Origin of the sequence: Pseudomonas brassicacearum (assembly GCF_003732225.1) — a bacterium.
Classification (GTDB): Bacteria; Pseudomonadota; Gammaproteobacteria; order Pseudomonadales; family Pseudomonadaceae; genus Aquipseudomonas; species Aquipseudomonas brassicacearum_E.
In genome coordinates, this window is the sequence record NZ_MOBJ01000001.1 from 159,395 (window position 1) to 183,339 (window position 23,945).

Below are 23,945 nucleotides of genomic sequence, written 5' to 3' on the forward strand. Positions count from 1 at the left end.
ATCAACCCTCCTTCGCGGGTGTTGGAGCGGTTTGACCACTGTCTTTCAGCGCCTTGGTCACTTCGGGCGGCATGTACTTCTCATCGTGCTTGGCCAGCACTTCGTCAGCCACCACCACACCGTCCGCATTCAGTTTGCCCAACGCAACGATGCCTTGCCCTTCGCGGAACAGGTCCGGAAGAATGCCGCGATAGGTGATGGTCACGGATTTGTTGAAGTCGGTGACGATGAACTTCACGTCCAGCGAGTCGCCGGAACGCTGCAGCGAGCCCTTCTCGACCATGCCGCCAGCACGGATGCGCGTGTCTTGCGGGGCTTCGCCATTGGCGATCTGGGTCGGCGTGTAAAACAGATTGATGTTCTGCTGCAAGGCACTCAGGGCCAGGCCGACGGCGGCGCCAACTCCGATCAGAATCGCGAAAATGATGACAAGACGTTTTTTACGCAGCGGATTCACTTGCTGTTCTCCCGGCGCAGACGACGCGCCTCTTGTTGCAGGTAACGCTTGCGGGCCAGGATCGGCGCAGCCACGTTGAGAGCCAGTACCGCCAGGCAGATGCCATAAGCCGACCAGACATAAAGACCGTGATGGCCCATGGCGAGGAAGTCGCCGAATGAAGCAAAACTCATTACGCGGCCTCCAGGCTGTTTTGCACTTCGGTTTTTACCCAGCTTGCACGGGCTTCGCGCTTGAGCACTTCAAGGCGCATGCGCAGCAACAGCACCGCGCCGAAGAAACAGTAGAAACCCAGCACCGTCAGCAGCAACGGCAGCCACATCTCGGCCGGCATAGCCGGTTTTTCAGTGAGGCTGAAGGTCGCGCCCTGGTGCAGGGTGTTCCACCACTCCACCGAGTACTTGATAATCGGGATGTTGATCACGCCGACAATCGCCAGCACCGCGCAGGCCTTGGCCGCGCTGTCGCGATTGCTGATGGCGTTGCCCAGTGCAATAAGACCGAAATACAGGAACAGCAGAATCAGCATCGACGTCAGGCGCGCATCCCAGACCCACCACGAGCCCCAGGTCGGTTTGCCCCAGATCGCCCCGGTGACCAGTGCCACGGCGGTCATCCAGGCACCGATCGGCGCCGCGCATTGCAGGGCGACGTCCGCCAGTTTCATCTTCCACACCAGCCCGACGATGCCGCAGACCGCCAGCATCACGTAGCAGGACTGAGCCAGCATGGCGGCCGGTACATGAATGTAGATGATTCGAAAGCTGTTGCCTTGCTGGTAGTCCGGCGGTGCGAAGGCCAGGCCCCAGACCACGCCGACGCCGATCAGCAGCAACGCCGCGACGCTCAGCCAGGGCAGCAGTTTGCCGCTGATGCCGTAAAACCATTTGGGCGAGCCGAGCTTATGAAACCAGGTCCAGTTCATTACTGTTTCCATCACGGTTGCTTTGCGTTGTCACGCAAAGTCAGGGTCTGCCTTTCTTAAAAAAAAGCGGTTAAATTTTAACCAGACCTCATTATTATTCGCCGACGCTGATCTTCAGGCCAGCAGCTATTGCAAAGGGTGTCAGGGTTACCGCCAGGGCGGTCAGGCTACCAAGCCACAGCAGATAACCGGTTGCCGGCATGCCCTGCAAGGCAGCCTGCAAGGCGCCACTGCCGAGAATCAACACCGGGATGTACAGCGGCAGAATCAACAATGCCAGCAGCAAGCCGCCACGCTTCAAACCGACCGTCAGCGCCGCGCCCACCGCACCGAGCAAGCTCAGTACCGGTGTACCGAGCAACAGCGACAAGAGCAAAACCGGCAGACAGGCGGCAGGCAAACCGAGCATCAACGCCAATAACGGGGCAAGCAACACCAGTGCCAAGCCGGAAAACACCCAGTGTGCCAGCACCTTTGCCAAAACCAGAAGAGGCAGGGGGTGCGACGAAAGGACCCACTGTTCAAGGGATCCATCCTCGAAATCACTGCGGAAAAGCCCGTCCAGCGAGAGCAAAACCGATAAAAGGGCGGCGACCCAGACCAGCCCCGGTGACAAGGTTTGCAACAATTGTGTCTCAGGTCCGACCGCCAATGGGAACAATGCGACAACAATGGCGAAGAATACGAGGGGGTTGGCAAGCTCGGCAGGACGACGACACAGCAAACGCGCCTCACGGGCGACCAACAGTGCAAAAACACTCATACGGCCCACTGCCCCAAATCGATGTCGCGGTAACCGGCCGGCATCCGGGTCAATGTATGGTGGGTGGTCAGAATCACCATGCCGCCTCGCTCGCAGTGTGCGGCCAGGTGTTCTTCCAGCTGTGCGACGCCTTGTTTATCCAGCGCGGTAAACGGTTCGTCGAGAATCCACAGTGCCGGGCTGTCCAGATACAGGCGAGCAAGGGCCACGCGGCGTTGCTGACCGGCGGACAGAGTGTGACAAGGAACATCTTCGAAACCACGCAGTCCTACCGCTGCCAGCGCCTGCCAGATCGCCTCATGGGTGGCGGGCTGATGCAACGCGCAGAGCCAGCTCAGGTTCTCTTCGGGGGTCAGCAGGTCCTTGATTCCGGCGGCGTGACCGATCCATAACAGGTTGTGGGCCAGCTCCGGGCGTTGTGTGTTCAAGGGCTGGCCGTTGAGCAGCACCTGGCCACTGGTCGGCTGCATCAACCCGGCGAGCAGGCGCAGCAGGCTGGTCTTGCCACTGCCGTTGGGGCCGCTGATCTGCAACATGTCACCGCTGCCCAGACGCAACTCGAGGTTTTCGAAGAGCATCCGCCAGTCTCGCTCACAGGCGAGCGCTACGGCTTCTAGTAGAGGGATGGTCAAGAGATCGCGGGCCTTTACGGTTCAAGTCGGCAGTGGAGCGGCCGTTAAAGTGATGCAGCATAGATGCATTGACGGCCTGTTCTAGAGAGCTGCGTCAAACATTTGCGATGTTTTCCGCGCCCCGACAACAACGGGGCGGCATTATACATGTCATGTCCTACTCCAAAGAGGGCAATTTCGACAGGGTGTGACCTGATGACCGGCGAGATGAACATCCTTCCACTGCCCCCTACGACGCCGGCCACCTCGCGCCCGCTCGTGGTCAGTGGTGAGTTGCTCAAGTTGCAGACCCCGGTGGAAGGTTTGATCGCCGCGGGCCAGAGCGCCAGCGCTGAAGTGTTGTCGCTCAAACAGAACGACCAGACTTTCCAGCTGCTGCTCAAAGTCACCCTCGACAGCGGTCGCCAGACCACCGTGCAAGCCACCAGCAACCAGCCGTTGCCTCAGGGCACCAACCTGACGGTCAGCCAGCCTTCAGCCGGCAGCCTGGCAATCACCGTGCAGCAGGCCATCGCTTCCAACGTCGCCACCCTCACCCGCCTCGACACCTCACAATTACCGGTCGGCACGTTGCTGCAAGGTAAAGTCCTGACCAGCCTACTGATGCCGCAAACACCGGGGCAGCCGGCGGTCTATCGTTCGCTGGTGAGTTTGCTCAATACCGCATTAAGTGGCAGCACCTTGAGCATCGACAGCCCACAACCGTTACGCATCGGCAGCCTGCTCAGCGCCTTGGTCCAGGGCGCGCAAAGCCTGAGTTTCGTGCCACTGGCCAGCCGTCAGGAACAACTGGCGGTGACCCAGCAATTGCTGGCCCAGCAAAGTCGCCAAGGTTCTTTGAGCGGGCTGATCGACGCCCTGCAAAATCTGCCAGACTCCGACACCACCTCCGACGACCTGCGTGCTGCCGTCGACAAACTGCTCGCCGACCTGCCGGATGCTCAGCAGCTGAGTACGCCCAAAGGCCTGGCGCAGGCGCTGGCCAACAGTGGGTTGTTTCTGGAATCCAAATTGCTCGCCGGACAGAACCCTGCCCTGACACCGGACATGAAAGGCAATTTGCTGCGACTGATCGCCCAACTGGCACCCGGCCTGCCAGCCAATACCAGTTTCAACGCGGTTATCGCCGCCAACACCCTGGCCCAGGTGCTACCAAGCTTTGTCCGCAGCGCCCTCGGCACCCTCGGCCAGGTCAGCGCCAAACCGCAGCCGAGCAGCTTCCCCCTGCCCTCGCGGTTGCTGCAAAGCCTGGAGGGTGAAGGTGACCTGGAGCACTTGCTGCGGCTGGCCGCTGCGGCCGTTTCCCGCCTGCAAAGCCATCAACTGTCGAGCCTGGAACAGACCGGCATGACCGAGGATGGCAAGTTGCAAACCACCTGGCAGCTGGAAATCCCCATGCGTAATCTGCAGGACATCGTGCCGTTGCAGGTCAAGTTTCAACGCGAGGACACACCGGAAAAGGAACAGCACGAGAAATCCGTCGAGCGCGAGCCGAAACAGCGACTCTGGCGGGTCGAGCTGGCGTTCGACATGGAACCCCTCGGGCCGCTGCAAATCCAGGCACAGCTTGCTCAGGGCAAACTCACCAGCCAGCTCTGGGCCGAACGGCCTTATACCGCCAGCCTGATCGAAAGTAACTTGGGCGGATTACGTGCGCAGTTGCTGGCATCAGGTCTGAATGTTGGCGATTTGAATTGCCACCTCGGCACACCGCCCCAAGGCAATCAAACCCGCCTCGAACAACGCTGGGTCGACGAAACCGCATGAACAACCACACGCCACCGCGCCAGGCGATCGCCCTCAAGTACGACGGCAGCCACGCTCCGACACTCACCGCCAAAGGCGATGACGAACTGGCCGAAGCCATTCTGAAGATCGCCCGCGATTATGAAGTGCCGATTTATGAGAACGCCGAGCTGGTGAAACTGCTGGCGAGGATGGAACTGGGGGACAGTATTCCAGAGGAGTTGTACCGCACGATTGCCGAGATCATTGCGTTTGCGTGGAAACTCAAGGGCAAGTTTCCGCAAGGCTATGACTCGCAGGCGCCGATGGTGGAGCGGGATGTGACTGATCGCGGGGATGACTACTGAGGTTTCGAGGGCGCTGTCGCCTCGTTATCAGATTTGAAAAAACGCAAAAGCCTGAAACTGCGACCAACAATCAGACCATTGATAATGCCGGCTCCCAATGCTGACCATGCCACCGCCGACACTTCATCAGCCAGTTCCGGATGCATGGCTGCCTGGTACCCGCTGTAGTAACGCCAGGCAAAGAAACCCCAATACACAATCAGCACCTTGACGGTGCCACCCAACACCAGACGCTGCCCATCGCGCTCTACGCTTTGGTACGAGTAAAAGCGCAATGCCAGAATCCAACCCGCCAGTAATCCCAGCGCATACACTGAGAGCGGGATCGCAGCACCCTGGGAGAATTTCAGAGAGACTAGGGAAATGACGACAAATATCGCCGGCGTGATCTGCAACGACCTCTTCGATTCATGACTCTTGAAACAAGCACTGACACCGTAATAAGTCAGGATAAAAAAGACTGCATAAACCCACAGCGGTGTACCGCGCAAAATGTCGAGCATAAGCCTCCTTGGCACTGCAAATACCTGAAACAGGCGTCGTTGATCAGCGGTGAACAATTTAACGATGACGGGTCGTGATCACAATCCGGCGGAATCCGCAAAAACTATAGGCAGGGGACTACGGGAGCGTAATCCCGCTCTGAGGACGCGGAGCCTGAAGGGCAAGCTCCCGGCGGGACAGGATCCGAATGCGCGGAGGGTTGAGAAGGATGTGACAGAACGCGGGGATGATTACTGAGGTTTCAAGGACGCCTTCGCGAGCAAGCTCGCTCCCACAATGAATTGGCGGCGTTCACACATTTTGTGCCCACCACCGACCCCTTGTGGGAGCGAGCTTGCTCGCGATAGCAATCTCAGCCCAATCGCAAAAATCAGCTCTTGTGCAACTTGCTCATCAACTCCGCCTCTGCCTGGGTCAGGCCGCAGGACTGGGTCAATTCGTCGACGCTGGCGCCCATCCCCACCAGACGTGCCGCCTGAGCGAATGACAGGCTCGACGGGTCGCGCTGTTCGAGCTGGGCCAGCTTGTCTGGCAAGGGGCCGACCACCGCACGCAGTTCATGCAGGTCTTCACCCATGCGCACGTTACCGTTCTGGTAATCGTCGACGCGCTTGGCCAGGTCCTTGATGCGCTGATCACGCAACGCATCACGCTGGGCTTGCAGCGCTGCCAGCTCTCGCTGTTTACGGGTGTAAGCCAGGAACATCGCCAGGGTCCCTACCCAAAGGAGCCCCAGTACAATGACAGCAACCTCGAGAATCAATCAGATACTCTCCAGTTCCGACCACTCTTCTTCGCTCATCATCTTGTCCAGCTCGACCAGGATCAGCAGCTCGTTGTTCTTGTTGCACACGCCCTGGATGAACTTGGCCGACTCTTCGTTACCGACGTTAGGCGCGGTTTCGATTTCCGACTGACGCAGGTAAACCACTTCAGCCACGCTGTCGACCATGATCCCGACCACTTGCTTGTCGGCTTCGATGATCACGATACGGGTGTTGTCGCTGATCTCGGCATTCATCAGGCCAAAACGCTGACGGGTGTCGATCACGGTCACCACGTTGCCGCGCAGGTTGATGATGCCCAGCACATAGCTTGGCGCACCCGGAACCGGAGCGATTTCGGTGTAACGCAGGACTTCCTGAACGCGCATCACGTTGATGCCGTAGGTTTCATTGTCCAGCTTGAAGGTTACCCATTGCAGGATCGGATCTTCGGAACCCTTTGCAGACGACGCCTTATCATTCATACCCTGACCCCTCGAAAAACCGCCTGTGGCGGTGTGTGTTCTGTCCGGCCGCACCTTGTATGCAGCCAGCTGTTTGTTATGTAGGTTTGTGGGACGGTTTGCTGCCGCCCATGTGCTTGGCACCGCCGCTGGCGATCAGCTCCGCCAGCTCCGAGACATCCAGCAACGCACACATGTGCTCAATCACCGTACCGGCCAGCCATGGCCGTTGACCCCGATGGCTGCGCCATTTGATTTCGTTCGGGTCCAGGCGCAACGAGCGGCTGACCTGATGCACCGCCAGCCCCCACTCATAGCCCTGAACCGAGATCACGTATTGCAGGCCCTGGCGGAAGTCATCGCGATAGCGATCGGGCATGACCCAGCGCGCGGTATCCAGCACCTTCAGGTTGCCCGCCTGACTCGGCAAGATCCCCAGGAACCATTCAGGCTGACCAAACAACGGCGTCAGCTCATGACCGGCCAACGAGTAAATCGAACCCAGGCAGACCAACGGCACGGCCAGGGTCAAACCAGCGACGTCGAACAGCAGGCATTCGAACGGTTCGGCAGCCCAACTTGGCCGGCCATCGCTTTCCACTGGTGGTGGCGTGTTGCTCGGTGGCAGATGAACTTCGACCACCGGCTCGACCAGCACTTGCAGCAACGGTGCGACGGATGAGACTGGCGCCAGAATCGGTGCGGGCGCTTCCAGTACCGGCGCCACGCTTGGCGTCTTGGTAACTGGCGCTACAACGGGCGCCGCAGCCGCTGGCTTTTGCGCATCACGGGCCTGCTCTTCAAGCACCGCAGCCTGGAACTCGTCCAGCGCGCCTTGAACCTCAATGGCTTCGACGACCTCGACGACTTCTACGACTTCGGGTAATACCTCGACCTCTGACGGCCATTCCTCGGTCGCGTCTTGCAACAACGCATCCAGATAGGATTGCAACGCCAGTTGCGGTCGGCTGGTGATTTTTACTGGCCGGCTCATCGAGACGCCACTCCCGTAGGAGCTGCCGAAGGCTGCGATCTTTTAACGGTTTCCAGGGCGTCACAGAGCAAGATCGAAAGATCGCAGCCTGCGGCAGCTCCTACAGAAAGAAGATTCACCTCACGCCACCTGCGGAACAAGTTGTTGGGCCAGCAAGTGTTTGAGCAACGCACGATAAGCCAGTACTCCACGGCTCTTGCCGTCGAACTGCGAAGGTGTCAGACCGGCACGGCTGGCATCACGCAATCGGGTATCGACCGGGATGTAGCCTTGCCAGATTTCTTCCGGGTACATGTCGCGCAGCACCCGCAAGGTTCCCAGCGAGGCCTGGGTGCGACGGTCGAACAAGGTTGGCACGATGCTGAACGGCAACGCTTGTTTGCGCGAACGGTTGATCATCGCCAGGGTGTTGACCATGCGCTCCAGGCCTTTCACCGCCAGGTGCTCGGTCTGCACCGGAATCACCAGTTGCTGGCTGGCCGCCAAGGCATTGACCATCAACACACCGAGCAACGGTGGACTGTCGATCAACGCGTAATCGAAGTCCTGCCACAACTGCGCCAGGCTCTTGGCGATCACCAGGCCCAGGCCACTCTGCCCTGGCGACTGGCGTTCGAGGGTGGCCAGAGCGGTGCTCGACGGCAACAGGGAAATACGTTCGTCGCTGGTCGGCAGCAGCAGTTGCCCGGGCAGGCCTTGCGGCACGCTGCCCTTGTGCAGGAACAGGTCGTAGCTGCTGTGTTCCAGGCTGTCGGGGTCGTAACCGAAGTAGCTGGTCATGGAGCCGTGCGGGTCAAGATCGACCACAACCACGCGCTTGCCCGCCTCAGCCAGCAAACCGGCTAAAGCGATGGAGGAAGTGGTTTTACCAACACCACCCTTTTGATTGGCGACTGCCCAGACTCTCATTCAGATCGTTCCTCCCGGTCGAACAGATACAACCGAGAAATAGCTCAACGTTATAAGCCGGGTGACGGAGAATTGACGGCACTCTCACGTCCCGGCGACTTGACAGTCGTCGGTGCAGTTTGTGTGCCAGCACGCTTCAACGCAGCGTCGGGTTTTGCATTGGCGGTTCCGGTACCGGTCAGGCTGCGGCGTACATCGAGATTGCGCGACACCACCAACACTACCCGCCGGTTACGCGCACGCCCTTCGGTGGTCGCGTTATTGGCCACCGGCTGGAACTCGCCATAACCCACCGAGGCCAGTCGCCCAGGGTTGACACCCTGCATGGCGAGCATGCGCACGATACTCGCCGAACGGGCCGAGGACAGCTCCCAGTTGGTCGGGTACTGCGCGGTGCGGATCGGTTGATCGTCGGTGAAGCCTTCAACGTGAATCGGGTTGTCGAACGGTTTCAGAATCGCTGCGACCTTGTCGATGATGTTGAACGCGATATCGCTGGGCATCGCATCACCGCTGCCGAACAGCAGGCTGGAATTCAGTTCGATTTCGACCCACAACTCGTTACCACGCACGGTCATCTGATTGGAGCTGATCAAATCGCCAAACGCTGCACTGATGTCGTCTGCAATGCTTTTGAGCGGATCCTTGCTGGCCTGGGCGATGCCGGCATCGATCTGCTCGCTGTCCTTGACCAGCGGTTTGGCCGGGGTGACCGTCTTCGGACGCTCGTCGCCGATAGGGATCGGCTTGAGGGCGCGGTCGGAGTTGGTAAAAACCCCCACCAGCGCTTCGGAAATTTCCTTGTACTTGCCTTCGTTGATCGAAGAGATGGAGTACATCACCACGAAAAAAGCGAACAGCAGCGTGATGAAGTCCGCGTAGGACACCAGCCAGCGCTCGTGATTGACGTGTTCATCATGCTGACGACGGCGTGCCATGAGGTTATTCCCTTAATCCATGAAGCCTTGAAGCTTCAACTCAATGGAGCGAGGGTTTTCACCTTCGGCGATCGACAGAATGCCTTCCAGCAACATTTCGCGATAACGCGACTGCCGCAATGCGATGGACTTGAGTTTGCTGGCAATCGGCAACAATACAAGGTTGGCGCTGGCCACACCGTAGATGGTCGCAACGAACGCCACGGCAATACCGCTGCCCAGTTGCGACGGATCGCCGAGGTTGCCCATGACGTGGATCAGGCCCATGACCGCACCGATGATGCCGATGGTCGGCGCGTAGCCGCCCATGCTTTCAAAGACTTTGGCCGCTTCGATGTCACGGCTTTCCTGGGTGTAGAAATCCACCTCCAGAATGCTGCGAATCGACTCGGGTTCAGCGCCATCGACCAGCAGCTGCAAGCCTTTGCGCGAGTAGCTGTCGGGTTCGGTGTCCGCTACGCCTTCAAGCCCGAGCAAACCTTCCTTGCGCGCGGTAAGGCTCCAGTTGACCACGCGGTCGATGCCACCGGCCAGGTCGACGCGCGGTGGAAACAGGATCCAGCCGAGAATCTGCATGGCACGCTTGAAGGCACTCATCGGCGACTGCAACAACGCAGCGCCGATGGTCCCGCCAAGCACGATCAACGCCGCAGGGCCATTGGCCAAGGCACCGAGATGACCACCTTCCAGGTAGTTGCCACCAATAATGGCGATGAACGCCATGATGATCCCGATAAGGCTCAATACATCCATCAGATGCACGCCTCGGCCAAGTGCTTGCCGATCTCGTCAAGGCTGTAAATCGCGTCTGCCAGATCGGCTTTGACGATCGCCATCGGCATGCCGTAGATCACGCAACTGGCTTCATCCTGAGCCCAGACCGCACTGCCGCCCTGCTTGAGCAGACGCGCGCCTTCGCGACCGTCGGCGCCCATGCCGGTGAGCACTACCGCCAGAACTTTGTCACCGTAGGACTTGGCCGCCGAACCGAAGGTGATATCCACGCACGGCTTGTAGTTCAGACGCTCGTCGCCCGGGAGGATTTTCACCGCGCCACGGCCGTCGATCATCATTTGTTTACCACCCGGTGCCAGCAAGGCCAGGCCAGGACGCAGGATGTCACCATCCTCGGCTTCCTTGACGCTGATCTGGCAGAGCTTGTCCAGACGTTCGGCAAAGGCCTTGGTGAAGGCCGCCGGCATGTGCTGGATCAACACGATCGGCGCCGGGAAGTTTGCCGGCAGCTGCGTCAGCACCCGCTGCAACGCCACCGGGCCACCCGTTGAAGTACCAATGGCAACCAGTTTGTAGGCTTTGCGTTTCGGTGCCGGCGACGATGCACTGGTAGCCGGTGCGCGCGCAGGAATCGGTGCCGGAGCCGGACGCGCAGGTACAGGTGCAGGTGCACTGCTGCCGTAACTGCCGAAACTCGACGGTGCAGGTGTCGGGGCAGGCGCGACGGCTGGTGCCGGGGCGCTGTAGGCGCTGAAACGACGGTTACTGCGCGAAATGCTGTGAACCTTTTCGCACAGCAATTGCTTGACCTTCTCGGGGTTACGCGAGATGTCTTCGAAATTCTTCGGCAGGAAATCCACCGCGCCAGCGTCCAGCGCATCGAGGGTGACCCGAGCGCCTTCGTGCGTCAGCGAGGAGAACATCAAAACCGGGGTAGGACAGCGCTGCATGATGTGCCGCACCGCCGTGATGCCATCCATCATCGGCATCTCGTAGTCCATGGTGATCACGTCTGGCTTGAGGGCCAGGGCCTGATCGATCGCCTCTTTACCGTTGGTCGCCGTACCGACGACCTGGATACTCGGATCCGCTGAGAGAATTTCCGAGACGCGGCGGCGGAAAAAACCGGAATCATCCACCACCAGGACTTTGACTGCCATAAACACTCCGTTAGACGGAGCGAGGCTCAGTCGCCCCGCTCCACCAGAATCAAATACGCCGTGCGGCGTAACGCTTGAGCATGCTCGGAACATCGAGAATCAAGGCGATGCGGCCGTCACCGGTAATGGTGGCGCCGGACATGCCCGGGGTTCCCTGGAGCATTTTGCCCAATGGCTTGATGACCACTTCTTCCTGGCCCACCAGTTGATCGACGACGAAGCCGATCCGCTGAGTGCCCACCGAAAGGATCACCACATGGCCTTCACGCTGCTCTTCGTGAGCGGCGGAGCTGACCAGCCAGCGCTTGAGGTAAAACAGTGGCAACGCCTTGTCCCGCACGATCACCACTTCCTGACCGTCGACCACATTGGTGCGCGACAGGTCGAGGTGGAAGATCTCGTTGACGTTGACCAGCGGGAAGGCGAAGGCCTGATTGCCGAGCATGACCATCAGCGTCGGCATGATCGCCAGGGTCAACGGGACCTTGATGACGATCTTCGAGCCTTTGCCCTTGGTCGAGTAGATATTGATGGTGCCGTTGAGCTGGGCGATCTTGGTTTTCACCACGTCCATGCCCACGCCACGACCGGACACATCGGAGATCTCGGTTTTGGTCGAGAAACCCGGCGCGAAGATCAGGTTGAAGCAGTCTGACTCGCTGAGACGGTCCGCCGCATCCTTGTCCATCAAGCCTTTCTTCACGGCGATACCGCGCAAAACATCAGCGTCCATGCCCTTGCCGTCATCAGAGATGGACAGCAGGATGTGATCGCCTTCCTGTTCTGCGGACAGAATCACTTTGCCGCTGCGAGGCTTGCCCATCGCCTCACGATCAGCCGGTTCTTCGATACCGTGGTCGACCGAGTTGCGCACCAAGTGGACCAACGGGTCGGCCAGGGCCTCGACGAGGTTCTTGTCGAGGTCGGTTTCTTCGCCGACCAGTTCCAGGTTGATCTCTTTCTTCAACTGACGCGCGAGATCGCGAACCAGTCGTGGGAAGCGCCCGAAAACTTTCTTGATCGGCTGCATCCGGGTCTTCATCACCGCGGTCTGCAAGTCGGCCGTGACCACGTCGAGGTTCGACACGGCCTTGGACATGGCTTCGTCGCCGCTGTTAAGCCCCAGACGAACCAGACGGTTACGGACCAGTACCAGCTCGCCGACCATGTTCATGATTTCGTCGAGACGCGCGGTATCCACGCGGACGGTGGTCTCGGCTTCACTGGCCGGTTTTTCCGGTGGCGGAGAAGCCGGTGCACGGGCCGGAGCCGGTGCAGCAGCGGCAGCAGGCTTCGGCGCTTCAGCTTTTGGCTCAGGCGCTTTGGCGACAGGCTTGGGGGCTGCGGCCTTGGCGACTGGTGCCGCCACCGAGGCAGCAGAACCTGTGCCGACCTCGGTAAACTTGCCTTTGCCATGCAATTCGTCGAGCAGCGACTCGAACTCGTGATCGGAGATCAGATCGCTGCCGGCTGCCGCGGCCACAGGTGCGGCTGGCGCCGGAACGGCGGCAATTGCCGACTCCAGTGCATCAACGGCAAAGTTGCCTTTGCCATGCAACTGATCGAGCAATGCTTCGAATTCGTCATCGGTAATGTCAGAGCTGTCGCCTGCCGCTTTCGGGGCAACCGGTGCAGTTGGCGCTACCACCGCATCGGCGGCGAACTGGCCTTTACCGTGTAGCTGGTCGAGCAACGACTCGAACTCGGCATCGGTGATTTCATCGCTGCCGGCAGCCGCTTGAGGTGCCTGGACAACGGATGCTTCGGCCTCAGCCTTGACCGCGTTCAGCGAGTCCAGCAGCAGTTCGAATTCATTGTCGGTGATGTCGCCCGATTCGCTTTCAGCGGCAGGTGTTTCGACCACTTCAGCAACAGGTGCCACATCGGCCGCTTGAGGCTCGGCGAGACGCGCCAGAGCCGCCAGCAGTTCCGGCGTAGCCGCAGTGATTGGTGCACGTTCGCGGACTTCGCTGAACATGCTGTTCACCGCGTCCAGCGCTTCGAGAACCACGTCCATCAGTTCCGAGTCGACGCGACGCTCACCCTTGCGCAGGATGTCGAACACGTTCTCGGCGATGTGACAGCACTCCACCAGCTCGTTGAGCTGGAGGAAGCCGGCGCCCCCTTTTACAGTGTGAAAACCGCGAAAAATTGCATTGAGCAGGTCCGCATCATCGGGTCGGCTTTCCAGCTCGACCAGTTGCTCGGACAGTTGCTCTAGAATCTCGCCGGCCTCAACCAGGAAATCCTGAAGGATCTCTTCATCGGCGCCGAAGCTCATGTGTATGGGTGCTCCTAGAATCCAAGGCTGGAAAGCAAATCGTCTACATCGTCCTGACCGGACACAACGTCTTCTCGTTTATCGGCATGAATCTGCGGACCTTCACCCTGCGAGAGATGTTTTTGCGGATCTTTTTCAGCCAGCATCGCTTCATGGTCATGTTCGATGCCCGCAAAGCGGTCGACCTGACTGGCCATGAGCACGAGCTTGAGCAGGTTGCTTTCGACTTCGGTGACCAATTGGGTCACGCGCTTGATCACCTGACCGGTTAGATCCTGGTAATCCTGAGCCAGCAGAATATCGTTGAGGTTGCCCGAGACGACCTGAGTCTGCTCGACGCTACGCGTCAGGAAAGCGTCGACACGCCGGGCCAGCTCGCGGAACTCTTCGGCACCGACTTCGCGACGCATGAAGCGCCCCCAGTCCGTGCTCAAGGCCTGGGCATCGGTGCTCAGACCATTGACCAGCGGAGTGCTGTTCTCGACCAGGTCCATGGTGCGGTTCGCGGCCGCCTCAGTCAGCTTGACCACATAGGACAGGCGCTCGGTAGCATCCGTGATCTGCGAGACTTCCTCGGCTTGCGGCATGTGCGGGTCAATCTGAAAATTGACGATCGCGCTATGCAGTTCACGAGTGAGCTTGCCCACTTCCTGGTACAGGCCGCGGTCACGGGTCTGATTGAGCTCATGGATCAGTTGCACAGCGTCGCCGAACCTGCCCTTTTCAAGGCTTTCGACCAGTTCCTGGGCATGTTTTTTCAGGGTCGATTCGAAATCGCCCTGTGAAGATTCTCTTTGCTCCATAGCTCCCCCCGTGGCGCAGTGGCTCCGCACATCAACCGATGCGTTCGAATATTTTTTCGATCTTTTCTTTCAACGCCTGGGCCGTGAAGGGTTTGACCACATAGCCGTTTACACCGGCTTGAGCGGCTTCGATGATCTGCTCGCGCTTGGCTTCGGCAGTGACCATCAGTACCGGAAGATGCTTAAGTTTTTCATCGGCGCGCACATGGCGCAGCAGATCGATACCGGTCATGCCAGGCATGTTCCAGTCCGTTACCAGAAAGTCGATGCTCCCGCTGTTGAGGACGGGAATGGCGGTAATACCGTCGTCCGCCTCGACCGTGTTGGTGAACCCAAGGTCACGCAACAGGTTCTTAATGATCCGCCGCATCGTTGAGAAGTCATCAACGATGAGGATTTTCATGTTCTTGTCCAATTCGACCTCCAAGCAGTCTTAAACGCGCCCAGCACCTGGACGCGCCATTCAATCAATCAGGCAGAGCACTCAACGACTGTCTGGAGCACAACGGATTGAGACCGGCACAGCGTTACGCCATGCCTGTTTCGTTCGCAGTGTCCCCACACTGCTGTCAGCGCGCTCGCCACTCCCCCAAACGCCCCCGCAAACGGGCCGCGCACTGGCTGTGTAACTGGCTGACCCGCGATTCGCTGACCCCCAGGACCTCACCGATTTCCTTGAGGTTCAGCTCTTCGTCGTAGTACAGCGCCAACACCAGTCGCTCACGCTCCGGCAAATTGGCAATCGCATCCGCCAGTGCAGCCTGGAAGCGTTCATCTTCCAGGTCGCGCGACGGTTCGAGATGAGCACTCGCGCCATCCTCGTGCAGCCCTTCATGCTCGCCGTCCTGCAACAGATCGTCGAAGCTGAACAGGCGACTGCCCAAGGTGTCATTCAAAATCCCGTAATAATCGTCGAGACTCAATTGGAGTTCGGCCGCAACCTCGTGATCTTTAGCGTCACGCCCGGTTTTAGCTTCAATTGAGCGAATCGCGTCACTCACCATCCGGGTATTGCGGTGGACCGAGCGTGGCGCCCAGTCACCCTTGCGGACTTCATCGAGCATCGCACCACGGATACGGATCCCCGCGTACGTCTCGAAACTCGCACCTTTGCTCGCGTCGTATTTGGTCGACACTTCAAGCAAACCGATCATTCCCGCCTGGATCAGGTCTTCGACCTGAACACTGGCCGGCAAGCGCGCCAACAGGTGATAGGCAATCCGTTTTACCAGTGGTGCGTAACGCTCGATCAGTTCGTACTGCGCGTCACGCGCCGACTTCTTGTACAGGTTATAACCGCTGGCTGTCATAGAACCGGACCCGCAGTTTGCTGCACCAGACGCTCGACGAAAAACTCCAGATGCCCACGCGGATTGGCAGGCAGCGGCCAGGTATCGACTTTCTGCGCGATGGCCTTGAACGCCAGCGCACATTTGGAACGAGGAAAGGCTTCATACACGGCGCGTTGTTTCTGCACAGCCTTGCGTACGCATTCGTCGTAAGGCACCGCACCGACGTATTGTAAGGCGACGTCGAGGAAGCGGTCCGTGACCTTGGTCAACTTGGCGAACAGATTTCGTCCTTCCTGCGGGCTTTGCGCCATGTTGGCCAGCACGCGGAAGCGGTTCATGCCGTAATCGCGGTTGAGCAGTTTGATCAGCGCGTAGGCGTCAGTGATCGACGTCGGCTCGTCGCAAACCACCAGCAACACTTCCTGGGCCGCGCGAACAAAACTGACGACCGACTCACCAATACCCGCCGCCGTGTCGATGACCAATACGTCGAGGTTGTCGCCAATGTCGCTGAATGCCTGAATCAGGCCAGCATGCTGGGCTGGACTGAGGTGAACCATGCTCTGGGTACCGGACGCTGCTGGAACAATACGAATTCCGCCCGGCCCCTGAAGTAATACATCGCGCAGCTCACAGCGGCCTTCGATGACGTCGGCCAGCGTACGCTTGGGCGTGAGCCCCAGCAGGACGTCGACGTTCGCCAGCCCCAGATCGGCGTCCAACAGCATGACGCGCCGGCCGAGCTCAGCAAGAGCCAGGGACAAGTTCACTGACACATTAGTCTTCCCGACGCCACCTTTGCCGCCGGTCACTGCGATCACCTGTACGGGATGCATGCTGCCCATGTTCGTTCTTTACCTTGTCTTGCTTAGACGCGGGCTACATGACTGGCTGCGCGCTCACTTCGGAACAATGCATGGCAGGCCATCGATGTAGATACAAATCTATTCATTATTACCTCAGCCGACGCGCTTGGTCGGGCTGTGGTAGAGGTCAGCGAACATATCAGCCATGGCTTCTTCGCTGGGTTCTTCCTGCATCTGCACGCTTACGGCGCGACTGACCAACTGATGCCGGCGCGGTAAATGTAGATCATCTGGAATCCGTGGCCCATCGGTCAGATAAGCGACAGGTAATTCGTGACTGATCGCCAGGCTCAACACTTCGCCCAGACTCGCTGTTTCATCCAGTTTAGTCAGGATGCAGCCTGCCAGCCCGCACCGCTTGTAACTGTGATAAGCGGCAGTCAGCACCTGTTTCTGGCTGGTAGTGGCCAGCACCAGATAATTCTTCGACTTGATCCCGCGACCGGCCAGGCTTTCCAGCTGCATGCGCAACGCCGGATCACTGGCTTGCAGGCCGGCGGTGTCGATCAACACCACACGCTTGCGCAGCAGCGGATCAAGGGCTTGCGCCAGGGACTGGCCCGGGTCGACGTGAGTCACCGAGACATTGAGGATACGCCCCAAAGTCTTGAGTTGTTCCTGAGCACCGATGCGGTAGCTGTCCATGCTCACCAGCGCGATGTTCTGCGCGCCGTACTTGAGCACGTAACGTGCGGCCAGCTTGGCCAGCGTCGTGGTCTTGCCCATGCCGGCAGGGCCGACCATGGCAATCACGCCGCCCTCTTCCAGCGGTTCGATCTCGGGGGTGACGATCATCCGCGCCAGGTGCGCCAACAGCATGCGCCAGGCCTGACGAGGCTCTTCAATTTCAGTAATCAACTCCAGCAGATCGCGCGACAGCGGGCCGGACAGGCCAATGCGTTGCAGGCGACGCCAGAGGTTGGCTTGCTGCGGGCGACTGCCTTGCAGCTGGTTCCAGGCCAGCGAGCCCAACTGCACTTCCAGCAATTCGCGCAGCCCATTGAGCTCGAAACGCATCGAGTCGAACGCTCGCGGGTCTACCCCGGCGGACGGCGCAGGCGCTGGCGCAGGACGCGGCCGCTCAGCGAAGGTCGGCTCGATCAAAGGCTCCGCAGCGGTCAGCGGCAAGCCGGCGAACAGCTGGCGATTGGTGCCGGCGCTCGCGTCACTCTCACCGTCGCCACGCAGGCTCAACTCAGCCTGAGCCGTGACAATCCGCGACTGGGTCTTGCGCAACTCGTCTTCGAGTTCAATGTTCGGCACACGCGGGGCCAGCGCTGACAGCTTGTAATCCAGGGCAGCCGTCAGCTCGACACCACCGGCGATCCGGCGATTGCCGATAATGGCGGCATCAGCGCCCAGCTCATCGCGAACCAGCTTCATGGCCTGACGCATATCGGCGGCGAAAAAACGCTTAACTTGCATAAACCACTACCTCAGCCGTTGGGCCCTACTGTCGCAACGATGGTCACTTGCTTGTTGTCAGGGATTTCCTGATACGCCAACACATGCAACCCCGGGACTGCCAGACGTCCGAACCGCGAGAGCATCGCGCGTACCGGACCCGCTACCAGCAGAATCACCGGTTGACCTTGCATCTCCTGACGCTGCGCGGCTTCGATCAACGAGCGTTGCAGCTTCTCTGCCATGCTTGGCTCCAGCAGAACGCCCTCTTCCGAGCCTTGTCCTGCCTTCTGAAGACTATTGAGCAATATTTGTTCCAACCTTGGCTCCAAGGTGATCACAGGCAGCTCGGACTCAGTGCCTACAATGCTTTGGACGATAGCGCGCGATACGCCAACGCGGACGGCGGCCACCAGAGCGGCAGTATCTTGACTCTTGGAAGCATTGTTCGCGATGGCCTCGGCAATGCTGCGAATGTCGCGAACCGGAACCTGTTCGGCCAACAAGGCTTGCAGCACTTTGAGCAGTTGCGACAGCGAAACAACGCCCGGCACCAGCTCTTCGGCCAGCTTTGGCGAACTTTTGGCCAGCAACTGCATGAGCTGCTGAACTTCTTCGTGGCCGATCAGCTCACTGGAGTGCTTGTACAGAATCTGGTTGAGGTGAGTCGCCACCACCGTGCTGGCATCGACCACGGTGTACCCCAGAGACTGCGCTTGCGGACGCTGACTGATTTCGATCCAGACCGCCTCCAGCCCAAAGGCCGGATCTTTGGCGGTAATGCCATTGAGTGTGCCGTAGACCTGCCCCGGATTGATCGCCAGCTCGCGATCCGGATAAATCTCCGCCTCGGCGAGGATTACCCCCATCAAGGTCAGGCGGTAAGCACTCGGCGCCAGGTCGAGGTTGTCGCGAATGTGCACCGTCGGCATCAGAAAGCCCAGATCCTGGGAAAGCTTCTTGCGCACGCCCTTGATCCGCGCCAGCAACTGACCACCCTGGTTGCGATCCACCAGCGGAATCAGCCGGTAACCGACTTCCAGGCCGATCATGTCGATCGGGGTCACGTCATCCCAGCCCAGCTCTTTGGTTTCCATGGCTCGCGCCGGCGATGGCAGCAGCTCCTGCTGGCGCTTGACCTCTTCCAGAGCCTGAACCTTGACGATGTTTTGTTTCTTCCAGAACAGATACGCGGCACCCGCGGCCACGGCCGCCATGCTGAGAAACGAGAAGTGCGGCATGCCCGGCACCAGGCCCATGACCGCCATCAAACCGGCCGCCACCGCCAACGCTTTTGGCGAAGCGAACATCTGCCGATTGATCTGTTTGCCCATGTCTTCCGAACCGGAAGCACGGGTCACCATGATCGCCGCAGCGGTCGACAGCAGCAGTGATGGCAATTGCGCCACCAAACCGTCACCGATGGTCAACAGTGCGTAAACCTTGCCGGCATCACCGAAGGTCATGCCGTGCTGGAAAATCCCGACCGCCATACCACCAATCAGGTTGATGAACAGAATCAGCAGGCCGGCGATGGCGTCACCGCGCACGAACTTGCTGGCACCGTCCATCGAACCATAGAACTCGGCCTCTTGGGCGACTTCCATACGGCGCAGCTTGGCGGCGGGCTGATCGATCAGGCCGGCGTTCAAGTCGGCATCGATAGCCATCTGCTTGCCTGGCATCGCATCAAGGGTAAAGCGCGCGCTGACCTCGGAAATCCGCCCGGCACCCTTGGTCACCACGACGAAGTTGATGATCATCAAAATCGCGAAGACCACGATACCAACCACGTAGTTACCGCCGATCACCACCTCACCGAAAGCCTGAATCACCTTGCCAGCGGAGGCATGGCCGTCCTGACCGTGGAGCATGACCACCCGGGTCGAGGCCACGTTCAACGCCAGTCGCAACAATGTGGCGACCAGCAGAATGGTCGGGAACACCGCGAAGTCCAATGGCCGCAAGGCGTAGACACAGACCAGCAGCACGACAATCGACAGCGCAATGTTGAAGGTGAAGAACACGTCGAGCAGGAACGGCGGGACCGGCAACATCATCATTGCCAGCATGACCAACAGCAACAGCGGCACACCCAGATTGCCTCGACTGAGGTCTGCCAGGTTGCTGCGGGCACTGTTGATTAACTGAGAGCGATCCACCGGTATTCCCCGTTCCTTGAAGCAAACTTTTGACGCCTGAAGCGGGCGCAGGCGGGCTATTGCAAGAAGCCTTCCAACTTTTGCGGGGGGGGTGGGAATACAAGGTTTGAAAGACAACAGATAGACCGCGCGGGAACGATCATCAACGCGATCCGTAGCAGCTGGCGAAGCCTGCGTTCGGCCGCGAAGCGGTCGTAAACCCAGCTAACGCGGTGAATCAAGCACGCCGCGCCACATGATTTTACGACGACTACGTCGCCGAACGCAGGCTTCGCCAGCTGCTACGGGGGTAGACCGGAACATTCAGCGCGCATTCCCTGAAACAGCCACAGGACGGCGAAACACAGGGAAACGTCCGACAGGTTTTCAAGGTTGCCCCTCGGAAGTGGCATCGCTAGTCTTCGGTGGTCGCTGCCAAATCAGCGACCGGGCGTGGAAACCTGATGAGTAAACGAGGCAGCTCTAACCAGTAAACGAGAACCTCACCATGAACAAATCTTCGCACCTCCACGATTTAAAAACCGCCGGACTCACCCCCTTCTCCATCCACAACGATCAAGCCCTGTTCCGCGTCAACAGTGGCGTCCCTCTGCTCACTGCCTTGTCCCACGTCTCCGACCTCCTCCACCTCTCCAAGATGCTGGCCGAAGATGCAGCGATGGAACGCGGTAAGGACCGTTATGCCTGGGCATCGCATTATTTGCAGGAGATGAGTAAGGCGGTGATCGATGACGTGGTGAAGGTGCTGGGGGCGCCAGGTAATAATCGCGATTGAATAAAAAGCCCCCGCCTTTCTCTTGAAGACGGGGCTTTCAGGTGTTTGGTCATCAGCTCAAACGGCTATTAGCAATTCTCCTGATACACCGCGGCGCGGCCTTCGCGAGCAGGCTCGCTCCCACAGTTTGATCTGTGTACATCCACGAAAGACAGGTCGGCTGTCAGGCCGCCAGGATCAAAAGATCGCAGCCTTCGGCAGCTCCTACAGATATCACCCACCCTCCACGAAGTGGCACACCCCAACCACTCAGGCCGGCTGTCAGGCCGCCGTGCTTTGCTCTTGATCTTGATCCACCCGCCCCGTCGGGAGGCCGAGTGGAGGTGCTCAGCAGGGGGTGGGCGCGCAGCGCCGTACGGCGCAGCCGGACACATCGAGAGGAGGTCGTCGCGAAGCAGACCGTAGGCGATGCCCCCTGATGGACACCGGAGCGAGGGAACGCCGAGCCTAGGCGAGGGGCCGGACGCTTGGGGCGAGCGTTTTTTTGCTTACTTTTTTTAGGCGCTTGTAAAAAAAGTGAGTCGCCGTCAGGCGAAACCCTAAGTGGCCGTTACCGCAGGAATGGATATGTACACCTGCAAGAGATTGGCCGGCTGTCCGGCCGCCATCGCGAGCAAGCTCGCTCCCACAGTTGAACTGTGTACATCTGCAAGAGGTTGGTCGGCTGTCAGGCCGCCTTCGCGAGCAAGCTCGCTCCCACAGTTGAACTGTGTACATCTGCAAGAGGTTGGTCGGCTGTCAGGCCGCCTTCGCGAGCAAGCTCGCTCCCACAGTTGAACTGTGTACATCTGCAAGAGGTTGGTCGGCTGTCAGGCCGCCATCGCGAGCAAGCTCGCTCCCACAGTTTTGATTGGTGTACATCTGCGGGAGATTGGTCGGCTGTCAGGCCGCCATCGCAGGCAAGCCAGCTCTCACAGTTTTGATTGGTGTACATCTGCGAAAGATTGGTCGGCTGTCAGGCAGCCATCGCAGGCAAGCCAACTCCCACAGTTTTGATTGATGTACATCTGTAGGAGGTTGGTCGGCTGTCAGGCCGCCTTCGCAGGCAAGCCAGCTCCCACAATTTTGATCGGCGTACGCCGCCAAGAGATGAGCCGGTCAAGAATCGCGGCGCAGATCCGGTGGAATCGGCAAATCGTCCTTGAGTGGATCCGGCCGCTTGCCCTTGCCGGCGCGGTACTGACGAATCTGATAGACGTAGGCCAGTACCTGGGCGACCGCCAGATAGAGCCCACCAGGAATTTCCTGGTCAAGCTCGGTGGAATAGTAGATCGAACGCGCCAGAGCCGGCGACTCAAGCAGCAAGACCTCATTAGCCACTGCTATTTCGCGGATCTTCAGCGCCAGGAAGTCGTTACCCTTGGCGACCAGCATCGGCGCGCCACCCTTCTCCGGGTCGTACTTGAGCGCCACCGCGTAGTGGGTCGGGTTGGTAATGACCACGTCGGCCTCAGGAATGGCCGCCATCATCCGCCGCTGGGACATCTCACGCTGCAACTGGCGAATCCGCTGCTTGACCTCCGGGCGACCTTCCTGATCCTTGTGCTCGTCGCGCACTTCCTGCTTGGTCATCAGTAGTTTCTTGTGACTCTGGTACAACTGAACCGGCACATCGACCGCCGCGATCAGAATCAGCCCGCAGGCCATCCATAACGTGCTCCAGCCCACCAGTTGCACGCTGTGGATAATCGCCTGCTCCAGCGGCTCATGGGCGATTCGCAGCAAATCGTCGATGTCCGAGCGCAGCACGCTCAGCGCGACGAACAGCACCAGCAGGAACTTTGCCAGAGCCTTGAGCAACTCGATCAACGCCGTGGAGGAAAACATCCGCTTGAGGCCATTGGCCGGGTTCATTCGACTGAACTTCGGCGCCAGGCTACTGCCCGCGAACAGCCAGCCACCCAGGGAAATCGGACCAATGATCGCCGCCAGCAGCAAGGAGAGCAGCACCGGCTGCACTGCGAGAATCGCGATCTTGCCCGAGTTCAGCAGATACAGGCCCATGGCACCCGGAGTGAGCACCACTTCACGAGGCAGGGAGAAGTTCAGGCGCATGATTTCCAGCAAGTCCAGCGCCAGCCCACCGCCGTAAATCAACAGCGCTCCCGCCCCGGCCAGCATCACCGCCAAGGTATTGAGCTCTTTGGAGCGAGCGATCTCGCCCTTTTCACGGGAGTCCTTTTTGCGCTTGTCCGTGGGGTCTTCTGTCTTGTCCTGACCGCTCTCGCTCTCCGCCATGACTCAGCGCGCCTGTGCCATATCGCGCAACAACTGCAAAGCCTCGACAGCCAACGGTTGGTACTGATTGAGAATATCCCCCAGGGTGACCCAGAAAATCACCAGGCCCAACACCAGGGTCAGCGGAAAACCGATAGAGAAGATATTCAGTTGCGGTGCCGCGCGGGTCATGATCCCAAAGGCAATGTTGACCACCAGCAGCGCAGTGATTGCCGGCAATACCAGCAGCAGCGCGGCCCCCAGCACCCAACCCATTTTGCCGGCCATTTCCCAGAAATGATTGACCAGCATGCCACTGCCCACCGGCAGGGTCGTGAAGCTTTCCGTGAGGATTTCAAACACCACCAGATGGCCATTCATGCCGAGAAACAGCAGCGTCACCAGCATCGTCAAAAACTGTCCGATAACGGCCGCCGACACGCCGTTGGTAGGGTCGACCATGGACGCGAAGCCCATGCCCATCTGGATTGAAATGATCTGCCCGGCGACCACGAACGCCTGAAAGAACAGCTGCAAGGAGAACCCCAGCAGCGCGCCAATGAGGATCTGTTCGGCAATCAGCAGCAGACCACTCAAATCCAGCGGATTGACCTGCGGCATCGGCGGCAGGCCCGGCGTGATGACCACCGTTATCGCCAGTGCGAAATACATCCGAATACGCCTGGGCATCAGGGTCGTGCCGAAGACCGGCATGGTCATCAGCACTGCGCCGACCCGAAATAGCGGCAGCATGAAGCTTGCCACCCAGGTACTGATTTGCGCGTCAGTTAGCGCCAGCAACGACAT

At 59.3% G+C, this 23,945-nt stretch carries 25 protein-coding genes and 1 pseudogene; 4 read left to right on the forward strand and 22 right to left on the reverse strand.

The genetic code is table 11. The features are described from left to right. Window position 1 precedes the first annotated feature (1 nt). The 5 genes from ccmE to ccmA form a co-directional block, all read right to left on the reverse strand. On the reverse strand, window positions 2-457 hold the full coding sequence (ccmE, locus tag BK659_RS00800) for a cytochrome c maturation protein CcmE (protein WP_123423300.1): 456 nt from the start codon (window positions 455-457) through the stop codon (window positions 2-4). Then, on the reverse strand, window positions 454-630 hold the full coding sequence (gene ccmD / locus BK659_RS00805) for a heme exporter protein CcmD (RefSeq protein WP_019692354.1): 177 nt from the start codon (window positions 628-630) through the stop codon (window positions 454-456). Before ccmD ends, ccmE begins: the two co-directional genes overlap by 4 nt. Then, entirely contained in the window at window positions 630-1,382 is a 753-nt protein-coding gene (locus BK659_RS00810; RefSeq protein WP_123423301.1) for a heme ABC transporter permease, read from the reverse strand. The genes ccmD and BK659_RS00810 overlap by 1 nt, the downstream gene beginning before the upstream one ends. 94 nt (window positions 1,383-1,476) lie before the next feature. Beyond that, a complete protein-coding gene (ccmB, locus tag BK659_RS00815) occupies window positions 1,477-2,145 on the reverse strand; it encodes a heme exporter protein CcmB (protein ID WP_123423302.1) in 669 nt (222 codons plus the stop codon). Then, complete coding sequence (gene ccmA, locus BK659_RS00820; RefSeq protein ID WP_259740201.1) at window positions 2,142-2,723, reverse strand: cytochrome c biogenesis heme-transporting ATPase CcmA; 582 nt, start codon at window positions 2,721-2,723, stop codon at window positions 2,142-2,144. The genes ccmB and ccmA overlap by 4 nt, the downstream gene beginning before the upstream one ends. A gap of 249 nt (window positions 2,724-2,972) precedes the next feature. Here ccmA and fliK point away from each other — a divergent pair, with 249 nt between their 5' ends. Then, window positions 2,973-4,544, forward strand: coding sequence for a flagellar hook-length control protein FliK (gene fliK, locus BK659_RS00825; RefSeq protein ID WP_123423304.1), 1,572 nt, complete (start codon window positions 2,973-2,975; stop codon window positions 4,542-4,544). Continuing rightward, entirely contained in the window at window positions 4,541-4,870 is a 330-nt protein-coding gene (locus BK659_RS00830; RefSeq protein ID WP_123423305.1) for an EscU/YscU/HrcU family type III secretion system export apparatus switch protein, read from the forward strand. The genes fliK and BK659_RS00830 overlap by 4 nt, the downstream gene beginning before the upstream one ends. On the opposite strand, the gene BK659_RS00835 is transcribed toward BK659_RS00830, so the two are convergent. Then, the gene (locus tag BK659_RS00835) at window positions 4,864-5,373 is read right to left on the reverse strand and encodes a DUF6622 family protein (protein ID WP_123423306.1); all 510 of its coding nucleotides are present in this window, start codon (window positions 5,371-5,373) and stop codon (window positions 4,864-4,866) included. The genes BK659_RS00830 and BK659_RS00835 overlap by 7 nt on opposite strands. A 151-nt stretch (window positions 5,374-5,524) precedes the next feature. Between BK659_RS00835 and BK659_RS00840 the strand changes: the two are divergent. Beyond that, a pseudogene (locus BK659_RS00840) lies at window positions 5,525-5,611 on the forward strand (EscU/YscU/HrcU family type III secretion system export apparatus switch protein); the annotation flags it as partial. Window positions 5,612-5,744: 133 nt separating this feature from the next. Here the strand turns inward: BK659_RS00840 and BK659_RS00845 are convergent. From BK659_RS00845 to flhA, 14 genes are all read right to left on the reverse strand, one after another. Then, entirely contained in the window at window positions 5,745-6,137 is a 393-nt protein-coding gene (locus BK659_RS00845) for a DUF2802 domain-containing protein (protein WP_123423307.1), read from the reverse strand. Further along, a complete protein-coding gene (locus BK659_RS00850) occupies window positions 6,138-6,623 on the reverse strand; it encodes a chemotaxis protein CheW (protein ID WP_008024622.1) in 486 nt (161 codons plus the stop codon). It lies immediately after the preceding gene. 76 nt (window positions 6,624-6,699) lie between these two features. Then, complete coding sequence (locus tag BK659_RS00855; RefSeq protein ID WP_123423308.1) at window positions 6,700-7,596, reverse strand: CheW domain-containing protein; 897 nt, start codon at window positions 7,594-7,596, stop codon at window positions 6,700-6,702. Window positions 7,597-7,716: 120 nt separating this feature from the next. After that, window positions 7,717-8,505: a ParA family protein gene (locus tag BK659_RS00860; protein WP_054596306.1), complete on the reverse strand. Its 789-nt coding sequence runs from the start codon at window positions 8,503-8,505 to the stop codon at window positions 7,717-7,719. Between the two features lie 50 nt (window positions 8,506-8,555). Beyond that, window positions 8,556-9,443 (reverse strand): flagellar motor protein MotD, encoded by an 888-nt coding sequence (gene motD, locus BK659_RS00865; protein ID WP_123423309.1) that lies wholly within the window; start codon window positions 9,441-9,443, stop codon window positions 8,556-8,558. Between the two features lie 12 nt (window positions 9,444-9,455). Beyond that, the gene (locus tag BK659_RS00870) at window positions 9,456-10,196 is read right to left on the reverse strand and encodes a flagellar motor protein (protein WP_123423310.1); all 741 of its coding nucleotides are present in this window, start codon (window positions 10,194-10,196) and stop codon (window positions 9,456-9,458) included. Continuing rightward, window positions 10,196-11,338 carry a protein-glutamate methylesterase/protein-glutamine glutaminase gene (locus BK659_RS00875; RefSeq protein ID WP_123423311.1) on the reverse strand — a complete coding sequence of 381 codons (1,143 nt, stop codon included), beginning with the start codon at window positions 11,336-11,338 and terminating at the stop codon, window positions 10,196-10,198. Before BK659_RS00875 ends, BK659_RS00870 begins: the two co-directional genes overlap by 1 nt. A gap of 49 nt (window positions 11,339-11,387) precedes the next feature. After that, window positions 11,388-13,619 (reverse strand): chemotaxis protein CheA, encoded by a 2,232-nt coding sequence (locus tag BK659_RS00880; RefSeq protein WP_123423312.1) that lies wholly within the window; start codon window positions 13,617-13,619, stop codon window positions 11,388-11,390. Window positions 13,620-13,633: 14 nt separating this feature from the next. After that, complete coding sequence (locus BK659_RS00885; RefSeq protein ID WP_123423313.1) at window positions 13,634-14,422, reverse strand: protein phosphatase CheZ; 789 nt, start codon at window positions 14,420-14,422, stop codon at window positions 13,634-13,636. 31 nt (window positions 14,423-14,453) lie between these two features. After that, on the reverse strand, window positions 14,454-14,825 hold the full coding sequence (locus BK659_RS00890; protein ID WP_008006721.1) for a chemotaxis response regulator CheY: 372 nt from the start codon (window positions 14,823-14,825) through the stop codon (window positions 14,454-14,456). 166 nt (window positions 14,826-14,991) lie between these two features. Next, window positions 14,992-15,732: an RNA polymerase sigma factor FliA gene (fliA, locus tag BK659_RS00895; RefSeq protein WP_007894214.1), complete on the reverse strand. Its 741-nt coding sequence runs from the start codon at window positions 15,730-15,732 to the stop codon at window positions 14,992-14,994. Next, a complete protein-coding gene (fleN, locus tag BK659_RS00900; protein ID WP_019692370.1) occupies window positions 15,729-16,559 on the reverse strand; it encodes a flagellar synthesis regulator FleN in 831 nt (276 codons plus the stop codon). The genes fliA and fleN overlap by 4 nt, the downstream gene beginning before the upstream one ends. Before the next feature lie 114 nt (window positions 16,560-16,673). Next, entirely contained in the window at window positions 16,674-18,005 is a 1,332-nt protein-coding gene (flhF, locus tag BK659_RS00905) for a flagellar biosynthesis GTPase FlhF (RefSeq protein WP_123423314.1), read from the reverse strand. 11 nt (window positions 18,006-18,016) lie between these two features. After that, window positions 18,017-20,146: a flagellar biosynthesis protein FlhA gene (flhA, locus tag BK659_RS00910; protein ID WP_123423315.1), complete on the reverse strand. Its 2,130-nt coding sequence runs from the start codon at window positions 20,144-20,146 to the stop codon at window positions 18,017-18,019. Between the two features lie 487 nt (window positions 20,147-20,633). On the opposite strand from flhA, the gene BK659_RS00915 reads away from it, so the two are divergent. Beyond that, entirely contained in the window at window positions 20,634-20,921 is a 288-nt protein-coding gene (locus BK659_RS00915; RefSeq protein WP_123423316.1) for a DUF3077 domain-containing protein, read from the forward strand. Window positions 20,922-22,019: 1,098 nt separating this feature from the next. Here BK659_RS00915 and flhB read toward each other — a convergent pair. Further along, complete coding sequence (gene flhB / locus BK659_RS00920) at window positions 22,020-23,159, reverse strand: flagellar biosynthesis protein FlhB (RefSeq protein ID WP_123423317.1); 1,140 nt, start codon at window positions 23,157-23,159, stop codon at window positions 22,020-22,022. A gap of 3 nt (window positions 23,160-23,162) precedes the next feature. Next, the gene (gene fliR / locus BK659_RS00925; RefSeq protein ID WP_123423318.1) at window positions 23,163-23,945 is read right to left on the reverse strand and encodes a flagellar biosynthetic protein FliR; all 783 of its coding nucleotides are present in this window, start codon (window positions 23,943-23,945) and stop codon (window positions 23,163-23,165) included.

What these genes read in the sequence shown, in the direction of transcription:
- ccmD (WP_019692354.1), bottom strand. Translation starts at nt 630, where the DNA reads ATGAGTTTTGCTTCATTCGGCGACTTCCTCGCCATGGGCCATCACGGT.
- BK659_RS00810 (WP_123423301.1), bottom strand. Translation starts at nt 1,382, where the DNA reads ATGAACTGGACCTGGTTTCATAAGCTCGGCTCGCCCAAATGGTTTTAC.
- ccmB (WP_123423302.1), bottom strand. Translation starts at nt 2,145, where the DNA reads ATGAGTGTTTTTGCACTGTTGGTCGCCCGTGAGGCGCGTTTGCTGTGT.
- ccmA (WP_259740201.1), bottom strand. Translation starts at nt 2,723, where the DNA reads ATGCTCTTCGAAAACCTCGAGTTGCGTCTGGGCAGCGGTGACATGTTG.
- fliK (WP_123423304.1), top strand. Translation starts at nt 2,973, where the DNA reads ATGACCGGCGAGATGAACATCCTTCCACTGCCCCCTACGACGCCGGCC.
- BK659_RS00830 (WP_123423305.1), top strand. Translation starts at nt 4,541, where the DNA reads ATGAACAACCACACGCCACCGCGCCAGGCGATCGCCCTCAAGTACGAC.
- BK659_RS00835 (WP_123423306.1), bottom strand. Translation starts at nt 5,373, where the DNA reads ATGCTCGACATTTTGCGCGGTACACCGCTGTGGGTTTATGCAGTCTTT.
- BK659_RS00850 (WP_008024622.1), bottom strand. Translation starts at nt 6,623, where the DNA reads ATGAATGATAAGGCGTCGTCTGCAAAGGGTTCCGAAGATCCGATCCTG.
- BK659_RS00855 (WP_123423308.1), bottom strand. Translation starts at nt 7,596, where the DNA reads ATGAGCCGGCCAGTAAAAATCACCAGCCGACCGCAACTGGCGTTGCAA.
- BK659_RS00860 (WP_054596306.1), bottom strand. Translation starts at nt 8,505, where the DNA reads ATGAGAGTCTGGGCAGTCGCCAATCAAAAGGGTGGTGTTGGTAAAACC.
- motD (WP_123423309.1), bottom strand. Translation starts at nt 9,443, where the DNA reads ATGGCACGCCGTCGTCAGCATGATGAACACGTCAATCACGAGCGCTGG.
- BK659_RS00870 (WP_123423310.1), bottom strand. Translation starts at nt 10,196, where the DNA reads ATGGATGTATTGAGCCTTATCGGGATCATCATGGCGTTCATCGCCATT.
- BK659_RS00875 (WP_123423311.1), bottom strand. Translation starts at nt 11,338, where the DNA reads ATGGCAGTCAAAGTCCTGGTGGTGGATGATTCCGGTTTTTTCCGCCGC.
- BK659_RS00880 (WP_123423312.1), bottom strand. Translation starts at nt 13,619, where the DNA reads ATGAGCTTCGGCGCCGATGAAGAGATCCTTCAGGATTTCCTGGTTGAG.
- BK659_RS00885 (WP_123423313.1), bottom strand. Translation starts at nt 14,422, where the DNA reads ATGGAGCAAAGAGAATCTTCACAGGGCGATTTCGAATCGACCCTGAAA.
- BK659_RS00890 (WP_008006721.1), bottom strand. Translation starts at nt 14,825, where the DNA reads ATGAAAATCCTCATCGTTGATGACTTCTCAACGATGCGGCGGATCATT.
- fliA (WP_007894214.1), bottom strand. Translation starts at nt 15,732, where the DNA reads ATGACAGCCAGCGGTTATAACCTGTACAAGAAGTCGGCGCGTGACGCG.
- fleN (WP_019692370.1), bottom strand. Translation starts at nt 16,559, where the DNA reads ATGGGCAGCATGCATCCCGTACAGGTGATCGCAGTGACCGGCGGCAAA.
- flhF (WP_123423314.1), bottom strand. Translation starts at nt 18,005, where the DNA reads ATGCAAGTTAAGCGTTTTTTCGCCGCCGATATGCGTCAGGCCATGAAG.
- BK659_RS00915 (WP_123423316.1), top strand. Translation starts at nt 20,634, where the DNA reads ATGAACAAATCTTCGCACCTCCACGATTTAAAAACCGCCGGACTCACC.
- flhB (WP_123423317.1), bottom strand. Translation starts at nt 23,159, where the DNA reads ATGGCGGAGAGCGAGAGCGGTCAGGACAAGACAGAAGACCCCACGGAC.
- fliR (WP_123423318.1), bottom strand. Translation starts at nt 23,945, where the DNA reads ATGTCGTTGCTGGCGCTAACTGACGCGCAAATCAGTACCTGGGTGGCA.